General features: G+C 55.8%; 20 protein-coding genes. 11 read left to right on the forward strand and 9 right to left on the reverse strand.

All coding sequences use genetic code 11. From position 1 onward, the window contains the following. Positions 1-102 precede the first annotated feature (102 nt). A complete protein-coding gene (locus AC2FLE_RS06595) occupies positions 103-1905 on the reverse strand; it encodes a PHA/PHB synthase family protein (protein ID WP_496692387.1) in 1803 nt (600 codons plus the stop codon). Between the two features lie 111 nt (positions 1906-2016). Between AC2FLE_RS06595 and phaZ the strand changes: the two genes are divergently transcribed. Together phaZ and AC2FLE_RS06605 are read left to right on the forward strand one after the other, a co-directional pair. After that, positions 2017-3288, forward strand: a complete 1272-nt coding sequence (phaZ, locus tag AC2FLE_RS06600; RefSeq protein WP_271947865.1) for a polyhydroxyalkanoate depolymerase — start codon at positions 2017-2019, stop codon at positions 3286-3288. A 5-nt stretch (positions 3289-3293) separates the two neighbouring features. Then, positions 3294-3878: a DUF6151 family protein gene (locus AC2FLE_RS06605; RefSeq protein WP_496695915.1), complete on the forward strand. Its 585-nt coding sequence runs from the start codon at positions 3294-3296 to the stop codon at positions 3876-3878. On the opposite strand, the gene AC2FLE_RS06610 is transcribed toward AC2FLE_RS06605, so the two are convergent. From AC2FLE_RS06610 to AC2FLE_RS06625, 4 genes are all read right to left on the reverse strand, one after another. Further along, the gene (locus tag AC2FLE_RS06610; protein ID WP_496695917.1) at positions 3869-4585 is read right to left on the reverse strand and encodes an alpha/beta fold hydrolase; all 717 of its coding nucleotides are present in this window, start codon (positions 4583-4585) and stop codon (positions 3869-3871) included. The two genes, AC2FLE_RS06605 and AC2FLE_RS06610, sit on opposite strands and share 10 nt — an antisense overlap. An 84-nt stretch (positions 4586-4669) precedes the next feature. Beyond that, entirely contained in the window at positions 4670-5284 is a 615-nt protein-coding gene (locus AC2FLE_RS06615; RefSeq protein WP_496696103.1) for a hypothetical protein, read from the reverse strand. A 28-nt stretch (positions 5285-5312) separates the two neighbouring features. Beyond that, positions 5313-6293, reverse strand: a complete 981-nt coding sequence (locus AC2FLE_RS06620; protein WP_496695919.1) for an alpha/beta hydrolase — start codon at positions 6291-6293, stop codon at positions 5313-5315. After that, the gene (locus AC2FLE_RS06625) at positions 6293-7042 is read right to left on the reverse strand and encodes an alpha/beta fold hydrolase (protein WP_496695920.1); all 750 of its coding nucleotides are present in this window, start codon (positions 7040-7042) and stop codon (positions 6293-6295) included. Before AC2FLE_RS06625 ends, AC2FLE_RS06620 begins: the two co-directional genes overlap by 1 nt. A 218-nt stretch (positions 7043-7260) precedes the next feature. Between AC2FLE_RS06625 and thrS the strand changes: the two genes are divergently transcribed. The 5 genes from thrS to AC2FLE_RS06650 all read left to right on the forward strand — a co-directional run bounded on the left by thrS (position 7261) and on the right by AC2FLE_RS06650 (position 11948). After that, a complete protein-coding gene (gene thrS / locus AC2FLE_RS06630) occupies positions 7261-9219 on the forward strand; it encodes a threonine--tRNA ligase (protein WP_496695922.1) in 1959 nt (652 codons plus the stop codon). Positions 9220-9440: 221 nt separating this feature from the next. Continuing rightward, on the forward strand, positions 9441-9743 hold the full coding sequence (locus AC2FLE_RS06635) for a BufA1 family periplasmic bufferin-type metallophore (protein WP_142632987.1): 303 nt from the start codon (positions 9441-9443) through the stop codon (positions 9741-9743). A gap of 74 nt (positions 9744-9817) precedes the next feature. Next, on the forward strand, positions 9818-10675 hold the full coding sequence (gene bufB / locus AC2FLE_RS06640) for an MNIO family bufferin maturase (RefSeq protein ID WP_496695924.1): 858 nt from the start codon (positions 9818-9820) through the stop codon (positions 10673-10675). Continuing rightward, complete coding sequence (locus AC2FLE_RS06645; RefSeq protein WP_496695926.1) at positions 10672-11433, forward strand: HvfC/BufC family peptide modification chaperone; 762 nt, start codon at positions 10672-10674, stop codon at positions 11431-11433. Before bufB ends, AC2FLE_RS06645 begins: the two co-directional genes overlap by 4 nt. Then, a complete protein-coding gene (locus AC2FLE_RS06650; protein WP_496695928.1) occupies positions 11430-11948 on the forward strand; it encodes a hypothetical protein in 519 nt (172 codons plus the stop codon). The genes AC2FLE_RS06645 and AC2FLE_RS06650 overlap by 4 nt, the downstream gene beginning before the upstream one ends. A 1-nt stretch (position 11949) precedes the next feature. Here AC2FLE_RS06650 and AC2FLE_RS06655 read toward each other — a convergent pair whose 3' ends face one another. Both AC2FLE_RS06655 and AC2FLE_RS06660 read right to left on the reverse strand, forming a co-directional pair. Next, a complete protein-coding gene (locus tag AC2FLE_RS06655) occupies positions 11950-12318 on the reverse strand; it encodes a hypothetical protein (protein ID WP_142632981.1) in 369 nt (122 codons plus the stop codon). 41 nt (positions 12319-12359) lie between these two features. Further along, on the reverse strand, positions 12360-12677 hold the full coding sequence (locus AC2FLE_RS06660; protein WP_142635075.1) for an ArsC/Spx/MgsR family protein: 318 nt from the start codon (positions 12675-12677) through the stop codon (positions 12360-12362). 216 nt (positions 12678-12893) lie between these two features. Between AC2FLE_RS06660 and AC2FLE_RS06665 the strand changes: the two genes are divergently transcribed. Continuing rightward, entirely contained in the window at positions 12894-13100 is a 207-nt protein-coding gene (locus AC2FLE_RS06665) for a cold-shock protein (RefSeq protein ID WP_142632979.1), read from the forward strand. 435 nt (positions 13101-13535) lie between these two features. Here the strand turns inward: AC2FLE_RS06665 and thyX are convergent, their stop codons facing one another. Continuing rightward, on the reverse strand, positions 13536-14447 hold the full coding sequence (thyX, locus tag AC2FLE_RS06670) for an FAD-dependent thymidylate synthase (RefSeq protein WP_496695930.1): 912 nt from the start codon (positions 14445-14447) through the stop codon (positions 13536-13538). A gap of 175 nt (positions 14448-14622) precedes the next feature. Here thyX and AC2FLE_RS06675 point away from each other — a divergent pair, with 175 nt between their 5' ends. The 3 genes from AC2FLE_RS06675 to AC2FLE_RS06685 are packed head-to-tail and all read left to right on the forward strand — an operon-like array spanning position 14623 to position 16477. Further along, entirely contained in the window at positions 14623-15051 is a 429-nt protein-coding gene (locus tag AC2FLE_RS06675) for a VOC family protein (RefSeq protein ID WP_142632976.1), read from the forward strand. Continuing rightward, entirely contained in the window at positions 15048-15752 is a 705-nt protein-coding gene (locus AC2FLE_RS06680) for a DUF1194 domain-containing protein (protein WP_496695932.1), read from the forward strand. The genes AC2FLE_RS06675 and AC2FLE_RS06680 overlap by 4 nt, the downstream gene beginning before the upstream one ends. Beyond that, positions 15749-16477 carry a DUF1194 domain-containing protein gene (locus tag AC2FLE_RS06685; RefSeq protein WP_496695934.1) on the forward strand — a complete coding sequence of 243 codons (729 nt, stop codon included), beginning with the start codon at positions 15749-15751 and terminating at the stop codon, positions 16475-16477. The genes AC2FLE_RS06680 and AC2FLE_RS06685 overlap by 4 nt, the downstream gene beginning before the upstream one ends. Here the strand turns inward: AC2FLE_RS06685 and AC2FLE_RS06690 are convergent. Further along, positions 16471-16968, reverse strand: coding sequence for a MarR family winged helix-turn-helix transcriptional regulator (locus AC2FLE_RS06690; RefSeq protein WP_496695935.1), 498 nt, complete (start codon positions 16966-16968; stop codon positions 16471-16473). The genes AC2FLE_RS06685 and AC2FLE_RS06690 overlap by 7 nt on opposite strands. Between the last annotated feature and the right edge of the window lie 19 nt (positions 16969-16987).

A 16987-nucleotide genomic window follows, 5' to 3' on the forward strand; every position in this document is an offset into this window, starting at 1 on the left:
ACCCCGGGCTTCATCAGCTTGAGGACAATATCGTTGCTGCATCGCAGCATTGCAAGTTTTTTCTTGCTGCACTGCAGCAATATTTTTCTAAACTGTTAAAAATCAATCTGTTGCCTTCACCAAAACATAGGTTCCTGGTGCCTCGGCCAGGGAAGCGTATCCCGAATCGCCCACTTGGCGCGCAGGGATTTGCTTGCCGGATCTCTTCTTCAGCCAAGCTTCCCACTGCGGCCACCAGGACCCTTTATGAAAATCGGCCTCTTTCATCCATGCATCGGCATCTGCATTCAGATCAGGGTTGGTGTAGTGGCCGTATTTCTTCTTGCTCGGCGGGTTCACGATGCCTGCTATGTGACCGGATTCCGAAACGACAAACGTCTTCGAACGTGACCCCATCTGCTGCACACCCCGATAACAATCTTTCCAGGCGGCGATATGGTCGGTTTCGCAGCTGATGGCCATCAAAGGAACATCAACGTCGCGGATATGTAGTTTGTGCCCAAGCAAATCGAAACCGTCGGTCACAAATTGATTTTTCTGACAAAGCCCCCGCAAATACTCGATTGCCATTTTGCCCGGAAGATTTGCGCCATCCCCGTTCCAGTAGAGCAAATCAAACGCCGGAGGGGTCTCGCCCATCATATAGCTTCGAATGGCGGGGCCGTAGATCAGGTCATTCGATCGCAGGAACGACATGGTACGACCTATGACCCATGCTTTTAGGATACCGTCTTTAGTCACTTGTTCTTGAATGCCATCGACAAAGTCATTCTGTAGGAACGGCGTGAATTCCCCCTGTTCACCGAAATCGGTCAAGGTTGTAAAGAAGGTCGCCGATTTGATGGATTTGTCGCCACGCTGTTTCATCAGGGACAGGGTCAGGCTCAACGTGGTGCCGGCAATGCAATATCCTACCGCATTGACCTGCTTGACCTTACAGATCGACTTGACGGTCTCGATGGCGGTCAGAAATCCCTCTTCGACATAGTCGCCCATACCGACCTCGGCATGAGAAGCATCCGCATTTACCCAACTCACAACAAACAGGGTATAGCCCTGCTCGGTCACCCATTTGATGAGGCTGTTCTGCGCCTTAAGGTCCAGAATATAGTATTTGTTGATCCAGGGCGGAAACAGAACGATCGGGGTTTCGTGTACGGTCTCGGTCGTGGGTTTGTACTGGATCAACTCCATAAGCCTGTTGCGATAGACCACGTCGCCCGGAGTTGTTGCGATATTTTCGCCAAGCTTGAACGCGGATTCATCCGCCAGTCTGACAACCATTTCACCATTATTGGCTTCAAGGTCCGCAACTAGATTCTCTAGCCCTTTGATCAGCGATTGCCCTTCCGTCTCGACCGCCTTTTCCAGCGCGTCGGGATTGGAGGCCAGGAAATTCGTCGGAGACATCAAGTCAATGATCTGTTGCGAAAAGAAATGCAGCCTCTGCTTGTCCTTGCCGTCCAGATCGTCGACCGAAGCAACCGCCTGCGCGATTGCATCGGCATTTGTCTGATACTGCTGGCGAATAAACCGGAAATAGGGATTGGTGTCCCAAAGAGGGTTTGAGAACCGTTTATCCTTGGGTCCGGGTTCGCTGTCCTCGACCCCGCCGGCGGCCAGCGCCTGCTGAGCCTCAGCAAAGTTCATAACGGATTGTCCCCAGAATGCGACCTGATGTTCCAGAAGCTTGGCGGGATTCTGCCACGCTTCGGCGAAATACGAAGTTGCTGCTCTTGCGAAAAGATCTTGATTCGGACCGTCCAACGCGGGAGTGTGCGCCTCTTTGCCAGCCATCACATCGATCAGCCTTTTCGACAATTCTTCGACTTTCGTCATATTTTCTCTAATCCGTTCAAGGTGTTCCTCGGACAGCTCTGGCGCGTTATCTTCACTTGTTGTCATTTTAACAATTCCACCCTAACCTCGCTGCTATGCAGAATAACGTCGTGGGCGTCGGGGGGCAAAGCGACGAATGGTCCGAATTATCAGGCTGACACTCAGGAGGCCCATTTCATGCGCTACATGATGACCTACGATCTGATGGAAACGATGCGCAACACCAATCAGTGGATGGGTGCTACGGCAAGTGCCATGGCTTCCTATCCGCTGTTTTCGATGGTGCCCAACCCTGCGTTCAGCATGATGGCCGCCTGGGGCGAGGTGACTGAGCGGACATTCCAGCGCATGGTTGTAAAACCCGACTGGGGAATCCGTACATTCACTTGCGAAGACGGCAAGGATCATCTGGTCGATATTGTCCCGGTGATCGAACGCCCTTTTGGTGATTTGATACATATTCGTGTCAATGGCCGCGCCGAACAGCCCCGCAAGGTGCTGTTGGTCGCCCCGATGTCTGGACATTACGCCACTTTGCTTCGGTCCACCGTAAAAAGCCTCTTGGTGAATTGCGAAGTTTATATCACTGACTGGCATAATGCGCGCGATATCCCCGTGTCCGAAGGTAAGTTTGATGTAGAGGATTATACACTTTACCTTGTCGATTTCATGAAAGAATTGGGACCGGACACCCACGTTGTAGCCGTCTGCCAACCGGCGCCGCTGACTCTGGCCGCCACAGCCTATCTGGCCGAGGTCGAACCCAAAGCCCAACCCAGCACGCTGACATTGATCGGCGGACCTGTTGACCCGGATGCCACACCTACCGACGTGACCGATTTTGGCCGTCGCGTGACAATGGGGCAGCTGGAAGAAACCATGATTCAGCGCGTCGGCTTCAAGTATAAGGGCGTCGGGCGCATGGTGTATCCCGGCCTGCTGCAGCTGGCCTCGTTCATGTCGATGAATTCGGACCGGCATTCTCAGGCGTTTTCCGAGCAGATCCAGAGGGTTATGCGGGACGAGGCTTCGGATCACGATGCCCATAACAGATTCTACGATGAATACCTCGCCGTCATGGACATGACCGCCGAGTTCTACCTTTCAACCGTCGAACGCGTCTTCAAAAACCGCGAAATCGCGCGCAACGAGTTTGTTGTTGCAGGGCACAAGGTAGATATCGGCAAAATTACAAACGTTGCTGTCAAAACAGTCGAAGGTGCGAATGACGACATCTCGGCCCCTGGCCAGTGCATTGCTGCGCTCGAGCTGTGTACAGGGCTGCCGGATTCGAAAAAAGCCAGCCATGTCGAACCTGGCGCAGGTCACTATGGCATCTTCGCCGGCCGCAGCTGGCGCGACAATATCCGCCCATTGGTGATCGAATTTATGAACGCCAACGCCCGCAAACCCTCGCGCAAAGCGGCCAACCGCAACAAAGTAGCCTAACGCCGATGGGAAAGAAAGTCGCCAAACAGACGGCTTTCGCCTGCAACTGTGGAAAACTCTTTGGCAGCATTACAGCCAGAGGCGTTCAGTACGGGACGCATGTAGTCTGCTTTTGCCGTGATTGCCGGGCCGCGCAGATATATTTCGGGCAACCGGACCCTGCGCCGGAACCGGTGGACATTTTCCAAATGGCCCCTGAAGAAATCAGGATCGACGGCGGCATCGAACACCTGGCCGCGATGCGCCTTGGCCCCAAGGGGATGCTGCGCTGGTATGCCAGCTGCTGCAATGCACCGCTGGCGACGACATCAAATACTCCAAAATTTCCGTTTGCGGGCTTTGATGTGAAACGAGTTTCCGATCCGGACTGTTTAGGGCCGGTTACGACCCAGGGGTTCATTCCGCAGGCCGATGGAAAACACAAACACAAGCGACTGGGTTACGCTGTCGCCGGGATTGTTACGCGGGTACTAAAATCCCGGCTTTCTGGCAGCTGGAGGGACACCCCGTTCTTTGATCAGAATACGGGCCAGACGATCTCAACCCCGGTCATTCTAAGCAAAGAACAGCGTAAAGCGCTCTACGCGTAATCCAGCGCAGGCTTCACGCTGAGCCAGGTCTTCAGCGCCTCGGTGACATTTTCAGGCGATTCCAACGTAGGCAAATGTCCTGCATCCTTGATGACGTGCAGTTCTGCATTTGGGATCAGGTCCGCCATGAACGCATGCCTTCGCACCGGAACAACTGTGTCATGCGCCCCGCATAGCACCAAAGTCGGGGCCGTGATCCGGCGCAGGTTGCCCTGCTGGTCCGGGCGACGCTGCAGCGCGCGAATCTGACGCTCGAACACCTGCGGTCCCAAATCCAACGCCATCGAGATGACATCAGCAAGAATGGGAATACGTCGAGGCCCCGGGGCCAGCGAATCCGATCCAATCAGCCGACGCATCACTTCCTCTAACCGACCCATCTTGGCGGCGACCAACAGCTCCTCCCGCGCGGCTGCGGTCTGGGGCGATTCCGAATGCGCATCCGAAGCCATCAGACACAAGCGCGACACCCTCTCGGGTGCATATCGGACAATTTCCAAAGCGACTACGGCGCCCAGGCTTAGGCCCGCCAATGCAAAGCGTTGTGGCAACTGAATCAATAGGCCCCGCGCGATCTCTTCAATCCGCTCGGCGGTCGAAACCGAAGCGACCGTCACGGCGCGATCACGTGACAGGGCGCGCATCTGATGCTCAAATACCCGCGCATCACACATCAAACCGGGTAAAAGAACCAACGGCTCGATCAAACAACGCCTCCTTTGGAAAAGTCACTCAAATCGTCGTCATTAGTTTCAGGATGAGAGGTTTTGTATGGTTCGGCAAGTTAAAGTTCAGGGGTAGCGGATACCGCGAAAAGCGGGGAAGTCCGCATATCGTCTTTGCCGCTCAAGGTCACCCTCGCCAGGCGCGCCTCCTGGGCGCAGAAGGCAGCCCCGCGGCGCGATATTGCTGTCGATGCGCTTATGAGGCACAGGCCTCCAGACCAGATTGAAAGCACAGAGTTTTGGAAAGAACCAGATTTCGGAATAATCCAGATGGTCGTGCATCCACCACGCCAAATCCCGCCAATCCCGCCCCGCCTCATATTGATCCGCAAACCATGGGATCACGATCGATGCCCCGGCAATCCGATCATCACCGACAGCGCGATCCCAGATGTGACATTCAAGCGGGTTATCATTTCGCGCGCAATTCAGCCGGTTTTCATTACCGAAACGGTTCAATGATGCCGAGCGATAGCCGGATCGTACGGCAATCCGGCCAAAGGTCTCCTCAAGCGGGTCCAGCAGGGTTTCGCAAAGCGCCTTTCCGGTTTCGATGGCAAGGTCGGGATCGTCTGGAAAATTCTGCTTTTCGTGAAAATTGCTTATTTCCGAATACAGAAAATCGCGCATGAAAAAATGACGGGACAGACGCACACGACCGAGGGTTTCAAGGCTCCACATACTGCCTGGTCTGCGCATTATTTCTTCCTCACTCGATCCCCAAGGTTTTCAGCCATCTCAGGATACCAGCCACCACTTCGTCGGTCTGCCCTGGAGACATCAACCGCCCGGCGATCACATGGGAATTAGGATCGTCCCCGGGCCCCATTGTTACCAGCTCAACCGACGCAGGGGCGCCCCATGCCTTGGCAATCTCGTGGGTCAGGTCGGCACGCACGACCTGATCTTCATTCGAGAACCAGAACAACGCGGGAACCTTTGCGTCTGAAAAATCCAGCGCATAGACCACATCCACCAGCACTGTCATCGGCACCACAGCCTGCCAAGGGTAGACCGCCGACCAGAATTTGTTCATTTCCGGGTTCACCCCTGCGACGCCCCGGGTTTCACCCATCATCAGGGGCAACCAAATGCGCGCCCAAGGCAATCCGGGTATCCATGCTCCGGCCGCTTTAACGCCGAAATTCGGAGAAACAAATACGATCCCTGCAACGTTTTGGCTCAGCTCTTCATTCAGTGCGGCCGCCGCTGCCAACGTGCCGCCGGTTGATGTCGAAATCACCACGACCTTATCCCCAACCGCCCGTGCAGCAGCCAGCCCTTCGGCAAGATCCTGCATCCAACCCGAGGCCGTCGCCTCACCCATTGCATCCCCGCCGCGACCATGACCCTGCAGCCGCGTGTAGACCAGATTGGCGCCCAACGTTTCGGCGAGCAGATCGGGAACCGGTCGGATCTCTTCGGATGATGCCGAAAACCCGTGCAGATATAGAATCGAAACAGGTGTTCGCTGCTCTTTATAGCCCTCTTGCCAAATAACTCGCTTTTCGACCCCCGGAATGATGTCGGCGAATGCAGATTCCACACTTTCGAAATAGACCTGCACCCCTTCACCGAATTTGCGCGCGTCAAATGTTGGGGCCAGATCAACCTTCTCACGCGGGCCAAGCCAATAGATCAGGCCAAACGCAACGATCAATGTCAGAAAAACGCGACCCAATATCCGCATTATTGGGCTGCCATCACATCGAGAACGGCTTGTTCGATCAACCCAAGGCATGGGCCATCCGAAAAGCGATGATCGGCGTGCTTGGTCAATGACAGGCGCATATCGGGCCCGAACGCATGTTCAATCAGGCGCACTGCTGTTCCGATTGAAACCGCTGTGTCTTCGGTACCTTGCAAAAACCGCACGGGAAAAGGCATATGCAGAGGCTTGCGCAGGACCAAATGTTGGCGACCATCTTCGATCATCCGTTTGGTCACGATGTAAGGCTCCATATAGTCCGAAGGCAGCTCGACATGGCCAACAGTTTCCAGTGCCTGTTTCTGGTTTTCCGAGAATGAAGCCCAATACCCGTCCTCGGTAAAATCCGGCGCAGCAGCGATGGTCACCATTCCCTGAATCCGATCTGGCAGCGCTTTGGCCAACAGCAGCGCCTGCCACCCCCCCATGGACGAGCCAACAACAATCAGCGGTCCATCCGTCAATTCCGTGATCGCGGCCAGCGTATCCTCATGCCAGTCACCAATGCATCCTTCTTCGAACGTGCCCCCGCTTTCACCGTGACCTGAATAGTCGAACCGCAGAAATGAATGGCCACGCCCCTTCGCCCAGGCCTCCAAATGCACCGCCTTGGTGCCTTCCATATCGGATTTGAGCCCGCCCAGAAACACGATGGTCGGCCCGATGCCCTCGCTTTTATGATAGGCCAGCCGCCGTCCCTGCGCCGTTTCCAGAAAATTCGTCGCTGCCATGACACCCTCTTTTCTTTTTCAGATATCATGCACGCCCCACCCCCAAGTGCAATTCCCAGATCCCCCTTCATCTGGCCAAAAATACCTCGGGGAGCGTGAGGGGCCGGCCCCTCGCGCCGGCCCTTGACAGGTCCACCCCCACCTGACAAATGAAGCGAACACAACATAACCCGCAACCGGGCGTTCAGTGGGCGCCAAACCGACGAGGAGAGCCAGCCATGGCCTTGGACGCACAGTCAATCTCTCTCACTTTTCCTGACGGCAATGCACGATCCTATGACGCGGGTGTAACCCCTGCGCAGGTGGCCGCCGACATCTCGACCTCACTGGCCAAAAAGGCCATCTCAGCCACGGTGAATGGCCAGCATTGGGATCTGCAATGGCCCATTGAATCTGATTCCGAAATCGCCCTGCACACCATGAAAGATGAAGATCAGGCAAACGAGCTGATCCGCCACGACCTCGCCCATATCATGGCCCGCGCCGTGCAGGAAATCTGGCCCGACACTAAAGTCACCATCGGCCCCGTCATCGAAAACGGCTGGTACTACGATTTCGACCGGGCCGAGCCATTTACGCCCGAAGATCTCGGCGCGATTGAGAAAAAGATGAAGGAAATCATCAACAAGCGCGACACCGTGACCACCGAGGTCTGGGACCGTCAGCGCGCGATTGATTTCTACACCGAAAACAACGAGCCCTATAAGGTCGAATTGATCGACGCCATCCCGGGCGACGAGCCGTTGCGCATGTACTGGCATGGCGACTGGCAGGACCTGTGCCGTGGCCCGCACCTTCAGCATACCGGCCAGGTTCCGGGCGATGCGTTCAAGCTGATGTCCATCGCCGGGGCCTATTGGCGCGGTGACAGCGACCGCGCGATGCTGCAACGCATCTATGGCGTGGCTTTTACCGGCAAGGAAAAGCTGAAAGCGCACCTGCACATGCTGGAAGAGGCTGCCAAGCGTGACCATCGCAAGCTGGGCCGCGAAATGAACCTGTTCCACATGCAGGAAGAAGCTCCCGGCCAGATCTTCTGGCATCCGAATGGCTGGAAGATCTATACCACCCTGCAGGACTATATGCGCCGCATGCAGGAGCGTGACGGCTATGTCGAAGTCAACACACCGCAGGTTGTTGACCGCAAATTGTGGGAAGCCTCGGGCCACTGGGACAAGTATCAGGAAAACATGTTCATCGTCGAAGTCGACGAGGAACATGCCCGTGAAAAGGCCGTGAACGCCCTGAAGCCGATGAATTGTCCCTGCCACGTGCAGGTGTTCAATCAGGGTCTGAAATCCTATCGCGATCTGCCTCTGCGCATGGCCGAGTTCGGGTCTTGCGCGCGGTACGAACCCTCTGGCGCGCTGCATGGTATCATGCGGGTGCGCGGCTTTACCCAGGACGATGGGCATATCTTCTGCGCCGAAGATCAGATCGAATCTGAAACTGCAAAATTCATCGCGTTTCTGTCGAAGGTCTATGCCGATCTCGGTTTCCATGATTGGACCATCAAGCTCTCGACGCGCCCGGAAAAGCGCATCGGGTCGGATGAAAGCTGGGATCTGGTCGAAAAAGCCCTGGGTGACGCCTGCAAGGCCGCAGGATACGACTATGAGCTTCTCGAAGGCGAAGGCGCCTTCTACGGACCCAAGCTTGAATTCACCCTGACCGACGCGATCGGCCGTACTTGGCAATGCGGCACCCTTCAGGTGGACCCCAACCTGCCCGAGCGGCTGGACGCCAATTTCATTGGCGCGGACGGATCGAAGCACCGCCCCTTCATGCTGCATCGTGCAACACTGGGTTCGTTCGAACGGTTCATCGGCATCCTGATCGAAGAACACGCGGGCAAATTGCCCTTCTGGCTGGCCCCGCGTCAGGTCGTGGTCGCTTCGATCACCTCCGAGGCTGACGGTTACGTGCAGGAAGTGGTTGAGACACTCAAGGCCGCAGGTATCCGAGCCGAGGCGGACATCCGCAACGAAAAGATCAACTATAAGGTTCGTGAACACTCGGTCGGCAAAGTTCCGGTCATTCTGGCCGTCGGTCACCGTGAAGTTGAGGACCGCACAGTCAGTGTCCGTCGTCTTGGTGAGAAACAGACACAAGTGCAGCCGCTTGAGGCTGTAACAAATGAACTGTCGCGGGCCGCTACGCCGCCCGACCTGCTGTAACAATCAGCGGCAAATTGCACAAAATCCGGCCCCCTCTGAGGGGTCGGATTGAAACATTTGTGTTTTATCTCTTCTAAAACAAACTATTAGTTTGCAAGATGTCATGACAGTCATTGACGGGCTCGTGAGACACAGGCTCGTGAATTCAACTGTGACCTGCAACCCATTACCTTTGTCATTGTCGAACACAGACATACGCAGTCATCAAAAGGATAACCGAGATGTCGAACACCGCTAAATCCCTTGTCATCGCAAGCGCCGTAGCCGCAGCCGTTTCAGGCATGGCCACAACCGCATCCGCACAAGCCAAAGAAAAGTGCTATGGCGTTTCTCTGGCCGGTCAGAACGATTGTGCCGCCGGTCCCGGCACCACGTGCGCGGGCACCTCGACTGTTGATTATCAGGGCAATGCCTGGACGCTGGTAGATGCCGGCACCTGCGCCGATATCGACCTGCCTCAGTCAGCTGACGGCGCTGCCCGCAAGGGATCGCTCGAGCCGCTGGAGCGTGACCTGCCGGCATAAGCCTGAGTTTTTGCCAAATCTGAGGGGCGGGCAAGAATCGCCCGCCTCTTTTTTCAAGACCGCGAGGTTACCAGATGCTGGACAGCACAATCCGATCGAACAGGCTGCCTGCGGCACCAGGCGTCGGCTATAAGCCTCAGCATTTCCAGCAGATTCTGGATCACCCGCAACCGGTCGCATGGCTGGAAATCCACGCCGAGAACTACATGGGCGATGGTGGCCGACCGCTGGCACAGCTGCGGCACTTGTCGGAACACTTCCCGATTTCCGTCCACGGCGTTGGCCTGTCCATCGGCGGAGAAGGCCCGCTGGATACAGACCACTTGGCCCGCTTGAAACACCTCGTCGGCTGGCTCAACCCCGCCAGCTTTTCCGAACATCTGGCCTGGTCGACACATGACAGCCACTTCCTGAATGATCTGTTGCCCCTGCCCTATACCGACGCAACCCTTGCACGGATTTGCGATCACATCGACCAAGTTCAGAATGTCGTTGGGCGACAGATGCTGCTTGAAAACCCGTCAAGCTATCTAGCATTTGATGAAAGTACGTGGTCCGAACCAGACTTCCTGCGCGAAATTTCGGGCCGCACCGGATGCGGGCTCTTGCTGGATGTGAACAACGTTTTCGTATCGGCGACAAATCTCGACTTCTCACCGCAGAGCTATATCGACGCCTATCCGCTGGACAAGGTTGGTGAGATCCACCTTGGCGGGCATGATGAGGATGAAGACGACCACGGGCTTCCCTTGCTGATCGATAGCCACGGACGAGAAGTGGTTGATCCGGTTTGGGCGCTTCTGAACTATGTGCTTGAACAATCGGGACCAAAACCTGTTCTTGTGGAATGGGATACCGACGTCCCTGATTGGCCTGTCTTGCGCGCAGAAGCCGATCGCGCCCAAGCGGCACTGGACCGCATTCCAGCATGAGCGTGTCGCAAGAAGAGTTTCACCTTGCTTTGCTGGATCCAGCCATGTCGGTGCCTGAGGGCCTTGTAGACGCGTCGGATCAGCCGGCGGGACGGCGTTTCAGTGTCTATCGCAACAATGTTGCCGTTTCGCTGACCGAAGCCATGCATCAAGCCTTCCCGGTTATCGCCAAGTTGCTGGGTTCGCAAAACATGGACGGGTTGGCCGGGCTTTTTCTGCGCAGCCACCCACCGACCTCGCCGTTGATGATGTTCTATGGCGAAGCGTTTCCGGATTTCCTGGCCGGGATGGATCAGCTGTCGCATATCGGGTACCTGCCCGATGTGGCGCGACTGGAACTGGCCCTTCGCCGATCTTACCACGCGGCGGACAGCGTGCCAGCGTCGGACGACGCGTTAGCCGTGCCACCCGAAGATCTGTTCCGGGCCCGATTGGAATTCGCACCTTCGATGCAAATCTTGCGCTCGGACTGGCCCATCTTTTCGATATGGCGGTTCAATACCGAAGACGGCGCACCGAAACCCCAAGCTGGTGCTGAAGATACCCTGATCACGCGCCGCGAATATGATCCTGTTCCTCAGGCCCTGCCGCAAGGCGGGGCGGGTTGGATCGCCGCGATGAAGGCCGGAAACACAATCGGACAGGCATTTGAAAACACTACCGAAACCACCCCGGATTTTGATCTTGGGGCCACTCTGGCGCTGCTGTTACAGGGCGGCGCTATCACTTCTGTGACTATTGAAAGGCTGGCAACATGACTGCCCTGATCTCTCTTCATAACAACGTCCTGGGACGGATCGACAGCTCGGCCAACTGGCTGACACCAACCCTGGCGCGTCTTGTCTTTGTTGCCGTGTTGCTTGTCTACTACTGGAACTCAGCCACCCTGAAAATCGACGGGTCGATTTTCTCTCCGTCAGCGGGGGCGTTTGGGCAGATTTTCCCCAAAGCGGCAGAGGCCGTACTTTATGACGTAACCCAGATGACTTTTTTCCAACGCGTCGTAATCTTTCTGGGAACAGTCGCCGAATTTGTCCTACCAGCCTTGTTGCTGGTCGGCCTGCTGACCCGGGTGGCAGCCCTTGGGATGATTGGGTTTGTTTGGGTCCAGACCATTGTCGACGTGACCGGTCATGGCGTCAAATTGGGAGGCCTGTTCGACAACGCACTTACTTTGATGGATCAGCGCGTGATGTGGACTTTCCTGTTTCTGGTCATCGCGATAAACGGCGCAGGCCCGATCTCGATCGATCGCATCCTGCGCCTGAAGTAACTCAGAAATGTGCCTTGGGCTCGTCCGGTTTACCCGCGGCCAGCCCAAGGAGACCCGCCACGGCGGCAAAGGCGACCGGGAACATGGTGAACACATTGAACCCGAACGCATAATACATCCCAGCCGCAGAAATCAGCAGCAACACGCCACCAATCAGAGCGCGGGCATGTGCCATCGCCCCGCCCGCAATAGCCAATAAAGGCGCAAGGATCGCCGCGGTTCGGATCAACTGCGCATTGTCCACCTGCTCGGCAATCCCGTCGATTTCGCCAAACCTGTCGATCAACTCGACATATCCATAGCCAACAAACCCGACCAACATGCCGATCAGACCGGCAACTACCCCTAAAATCATCGCTGCGTTACGCATTTAGAACCCTCTAGCTTGCGACCAACCACATAAGTACCCACTCAGCCAACGCCAAGGGCTGCCTGCGTTTCAGCCGTCCAGCCCAGATAAAGTGCACCGTCTTTCTCAACAAGCGGTCGCTTCATTAAGGTTGGGTGTTCCTGCAAGAGTTCCAGCGGCTCTTTTTTGCGCTGCTCTGCATCCAACCCGCGCCACGTTGTCGACCTAGTATTGAGCAAAGCCTCGCCGAAACGTTTTAGGGCCTGCGCCAGTACCGCATCCGGCACACCTTGCGCGCGAACATCGATAAAATCCGAACCCTCAAGCGATTTCAAAGCCTTACGGCAAGTATCGCAAGTCTTCAATCCATATACGCGCATTTTCGGGCTGCTCCTGTTTCGATCTTGATAATGGGCAAATTCGCCAGTGTATTCCGGTATTTCTTGATTTTTTACTTCACCGTGCAATGTTGAAAAAGACGAAACACGTAATTCGGGCCGTGTCGTGTGGACGAGACGGTGATGTGTTGCGGTTACGTCAATCGCTACCCCCACCAATTTTGTGGGACAACGTGCAAGTAGAAGGAGACACGGGAAATGCCAACTGGCACCGTGAAATGGTTCAATACCACCAAAGGCTATGGGTTTATTGCCCCTGATGAAGGCGGCAAGGACGTATTTGTTCACATCTCGGCCGTTGAAAGATCTGGTCTTACCGGACTCGCTGACAATCAGAAGGTCGCTTACGAACTGGAAGACGGACGTGACGGCCGACAAATGGCTTCAGATTTGAAGCCACTGTAAAATCCCGTTACTGCGGGTACGAAAATCAGGACAACGGCCAATTTCAGGCCGTTGGCCATCGAAAGTGAAGTGCCTATTCTCGCGCCCTGCTGCTTTCGGGGCGCGTGGTTCAATTTTGCCACATGGCACGATACAGGACGTACTGGTCGCATAGGTGACCACCATCGTCCAGTTGCCGGATTATCTAGTCCAAACTTCTATAAGTTGTTCAGGATCGCACATCCCGGCTCTTGCCCGCTCAGAGGTGAACTGGAGCGCAAGTTTTTGGTGCATGTAGCCGTGGGTTCGCAAATCACCATCGACGATGGGGGGACTCGGCCTGTGCCACGCAAGGCAGGAACAGGGTCAGACAACCGGTTTTGATCAAAACTGAAAGTGTCATGAAACGATCGCAACCATTTCATGACGCCCCGTATAGACAGACGGCAAGCGCACTCAGATTTCCTTGATGATCGCCTCGAACTCACGCCATTCCCGCCCGGTCATGCCCGAGTTTTCCTGAGTGACCGTCTCTCCGGCCAACATCCGACGCAGGCTGTCGACCATCTGGGCGGAAAGATTGACCGCACCCAGGCGGTAATCTTCAAACGCCTTATAGGCGGCCGGCACCCAATCAGCGACGATCTTGCACATGGCATCGGCGTAAACACGAATTTCGTATTGGGCATGAGGATCCGCGCGCAGACGCAGGAAGTGGAACAGGTTGTGCAGGTCAACCTTCCAGTACCATTGCGTGTAGATATTCGCCGGAAGGTTCATCCGCGCCAGTTCACGCGCAAGCCCTTGCTGCCCGTCCTGACCCATCATCGCCTCGTAATTGTCATAACAACGCGCGCTATCAGCTTTCAATATCTCAAGGACGCGCGCGGCTTCTTCGCCCTGCAACGTATCGCCGCGACCCTGATTGTTGATCTCGGACTGCGCGGACACGTGCTCGGGTGCCGGGATATAGAATTCACGGTCCAAAATCGAATAGCGCGCCGAATATTCATTCACATTCGCTGTCCGGTGCCGAATCCACTGTCGCGCGACAAAAACCGGTAACTTGACGTGCAACTTTATCTCGCACATCTCAAACGGGGTCGAGTGCCAGTGCCGCATCAGATAGCGGATCAACCCTTCGTCATTTTGCACTGATTTGGTGCCCTTGCCATAGGACACGCGTGCGGCCTGACAAATCGCAGCGTCATCACCCATATAGTCGATCACGCGCACAAAACCGTGGTCCAGAACCTGATGCGCCGTGTACAGGTGTTCCTCCATCCCCGCAGCTACAACACGGCGTGTTGGATGCGATTGCGCCCGTTGCGCTTCGATCTCGGCCAGTTGGTCAGAGGACAGCGGCATGAAATTTCCTTTCCAGCAATGAGTCGCCTGCCACTATATATCGCCAATCAAAAGACAGGAACCGCGATATGTGCGCCCACATTTGCATTTTCAGAATTGTGTCCGCGCGGCCTCTCGACACGTGATGTACGCGCGCTAAGGTGCAGGGCATCACCGGAACAGAAAGGAACCCGCAATGGGGCTCACTTACCTCCACACCATGGTTCGCGTGAAGGACCTGGACAAATCCATGGCGTTTTACAAGTTGCTGGGCCTTAAGGAAACGCGCCGCTATGACAGCGAACAGGGGCGGTTTTCCCTGATCTTCATGGCTCCCGCTGGGCAAGAGGATCGACCAATCGAGTTGACCTATAACTGGGATGGGGATGACGATCTGCCCAACGACAGCCGCCATTTCGGCCATCTCGCCTATGGAGTCGACAATATTTATGAAACCTGCCAGCACCTGCAGGACAATGGAGTCGTGATCAACCGGCCACCGCGCGACGGCCGAATGGCGTTTGTGCGGTCACCCGACAATATCTCGGTAGAGTTGCTACAAAACGGTGATGCACTGGAACCGGCCGAACCCTGGGCCAGCATGGAAAGCACCGGGCACTGGTGATCCGCTGGTTGATCACACTGGGCGTAGCCTTTTTAGCCAGCCCCCTGCGGGCCGAGCCCTGTCGCCTTGCGCTTGCGCTGGCAATGGACATTTCAACATCGGTAAGCGCAGAAGAGGACGCGCTGCAAAGGCAGGGCCTTGCCGCAGCGTTGGTTGCCCCCGAGGTGACCGAGGCCTTCTTTTCCTCGCCGATGCCGGTCGCGCTGGCTGTTTATGAATGGAGCGGCCGGGACGTTCAGCACATCATACTGGGCTGGACGATGATCAACACGCAGACCGATTTGCTGGTGGCAGCGACCACAATACAGCAATCGGTCCGATCAGACAGCGACTCGGCCACGGCGATGGGATATGCGCTAGCCTTTGGGGCGACGCTGATGCAGCAGGCCCCGACATGTCTTTTTCAAACCATTGATCTGTCAGGTGACGGTTCGAACAACGATGGATATGGCCCGGATTCCGCCTATCGGCATTTTCCCTTTGAGAATACGATTGTGAATGGCCTGGTCATTAATGCCGCCGACTTCGAAGGCGAGCTGTACCTGATTCCCTTCTTTGAAAACAATGTCCTGTACGGCCCCGGCGCGTTTCTGGAAATCGCCGACGGGTTCCAGGATTTCGAACGCGCCATGCGGCGCAAACTTGAACGCGAACTAAAAGGTATGCAGATCGGCGCATTGTCGGGCCCCGGCCAGCGATGATACGTGCGCTTGCAACGATAGTCAGCATATTGGCCACCTCTGCGGCATCAGAATGCCGCCATGCTTTAGCTTTGGGCCTGGATGTGTCGGGATCAGTCGACAGCTCGGAATACCGGTTGCAGCTTGGCGGCTTGGCAGGTGCTTTGCGCAGGCCCGAGATTAAGCAACTCTTTCTTTCAAACACAGCAAACCCGGTACACATCGCGATTTATGAGTGGAGCGAACCCGGCCACCAACGCCTGTTATTGAGCTGGACCGCAGTACAATCGGACCTCGATCTGGAGCGCATAGCCACCCTGCTCGACCATGTGAAACGCAGCGGCGCTCCGCAAGGAACCGCCGTCGGGGCCGCCATGCTGTTCGGTGCCGAGCTTTTGGGCCAGAAACCCGATTGCTGGAAGCGGACATTGGATCTGTCGGGGGACGGAAAGCACAATATCGGCCTGCATCCAAGAAATGCGAAACAGACGCTCTCTGGCGACGGTATCACGATCAATGGACTGGTCATCGGTGCCGACGACCGTGACATCGGTAGCACCCGCTATGTTCAGGTCGGAGAGCTGCTGGCCTATTTCAAAGCATGGGTCATCCTTGGCCCCGGCGCCTTTGTCGAGGTTGCCCTGGGCTTTGACGATTACGAAGAAGCAATGACCCGTAAACTGATCCGCGAACTTGAAGGCCTGACCCTATCGGATGCGGGACGGAGGCCGACCAAGCATCAGTAGATATAGCGGATCTGATCCGTCCAATACCGTTCTACCCGCCGCAATGCTCCGGTAATTTCTTCGATCCCTTCCTGTCCAAGCACGCCGCGCGATTGTAGGCCTTCGGCATGTCTCGAAAACAGCTCGGAGACGATATCGCGGATTTCGCGGCCCTGTGGCGTCAACCGGACACGCACCGATCGGCGGTCTATTTCGCAACGCTGGTGGTGCATATACCCCATCTCGACCAATTTTTTGAGGTTGTAGCTGACATTGCTGCCTTGATAGTAGCCGCGGCTTTTCAATTCACCAGCGGTAACCTCATGATCTCCGATATTGAACAAAAGCAACGCTTGAACCGCGTTGATCTCAAGAACTCCGACCCGTTCAAACTCATCTTTGATGACATCCAACAACAAACGATGAAGCCGCTCAACCAGAGCAAGTGCCTCAAGATAGCTGGTCATGAAGCCTTTGACCCCCGGCGCGGAGACCTGCATTTCCAAACTCATACGATCCTCCGATTCATTC

The sequence above is a fragment of the Ruegeria sp. CDSA077 genome, from assembly GCF_059612265.1.

Excerpts from the sequence above, each read along its gene's own strand:
- AC2FLE_RS06595 (WP_496692387.1), bottom strand. The coding sequence starts at position 1,905 with ATGACAACAAGTGAAGATAACGCGCCAGAGCTGTCCGAGGAACACCTT.
- phaZ (WP_271947865.1), top strand. The coding sequence starts at position 2,017 with ATGCGCTACATGATGACCTACGATCTGATGGAAACGATGCGCAACACC.
- AC2FLE_RS06605 (WP_496695915.1), top strand. The coding sequence starts at position 3,294 with ATGGGAAAGAAAGTCGCCAAACAGACGGCTTTCGCCTGCAACTGTGGA.
- AC2FLE_RS06615 (WP_496696103.1), bottom strand. The coding sequence starts at position 5,284 with ATGTGGAGCCTTGAAACCCTCGGTCGTGTGCGTCTGTCCCGTCATTTT.
- AC2FLE_RS06620 (WP_496695919.1), bottom strand. The coding sequence starts at position 6,293 with ATGCGGATATTGGGTCGCGTTTTTCTGACATTGATCGTTGCGTTTGGC.
- AC2FLE_RS06625 (WP_496695920.1), bottom strand. The coding sequence starts at position 7,042 with ATGGCAGCGACGAATTTTCTGGAAACGGCGCAGGGACGGCGGCTGGCC.
- thrS (WP_496695922.1), top strand. The coding sequence starts at position 7,261 with ATGGCCTTGGACGCACAGTCAATCTCTCTCACTTTTCCTGACGGCAAT.
- AC2FLE_RS06635 (WP_142632987.1), top strand. The coding sequence starts at position 9,441 with ATGTCGAACACCGCTAAATCCCTTGTCATCGCAAGCGCCGTAGCCGCA.
- bufB (WP_496695924.1), top strand. The coding sequence starts at position 9,818 with ATGCTGGACAGCACAATCCGATCGAACAGGCTGCCTGCGGCACCAGGC.
- AC2FLE_RS06645 (WP_496695926.1), top strand. The coding sequence starts at position 10,672 with ATGAGCGTGTCGCAAGAAGAGTTTCACCTTGCTTTGCTGGATCCAGCC.
- AC2FLE_RS06650 (WP_496695928.1), top strand. The coding sequence starts at position 11,430 with ATGACTGCCCTGATCTCTCTTCATAACAACGTCCTGGGACGGATCGAC.
- AC2FLE_RS06655 (WP_142632981.1), bottom strand. The coding sequence starts at position 12,318 with ATGCGTAACGCAGCGATGATTTTAGGGGTAGTTGCCGGTCTGATCGGC.
- AC2FLE_RS06660 (WP_142635075.1), bottom strand. The coding sequence starts at position 12,677 with ATGCGCGTATATGGATTGAAGACTTGCGATACTTGCCGTAAGGCTTTG.
- AC2FLE_RS06665 (WP_142632979.1), top strand. The coding sequence starts at position 12,894 with ATGCCAACTGGCACCGTGAAATGGTTCAATACCACCAAAGGCTATGGG.
- thyX (WP_496695930.1), bottom strand. The coding sequence starts at position 14,447 with ATGCCGCTGTCCTCTGACCAACTGGCCGAGATCGAAGCGCAACGGGCG.
- AC2FLE_RS06675 (WP_142632976.1), top strand. The coding sequence starts at position 14,623 with ATGGGGCTCACTTACCTCCACACCATGGTTCGCGTGAAGGACCTGGAC.
- AC2FLE_RS06685 (WP_496695934.1), top strand. The coding sequence starts at position 15,749 with ATGATACGTGCGCTTGCAACGATAGTCAGCATATTGGCCACCTCTGCG.
- AC2FLE_RS06690 (WP_496695935.1), bottom strand. The coding sequence starts at position 16,968 with ATGAGTTTGGAAATGCAGGTCTCCGCGCCGGGGGTCAAAGGCTTCATG.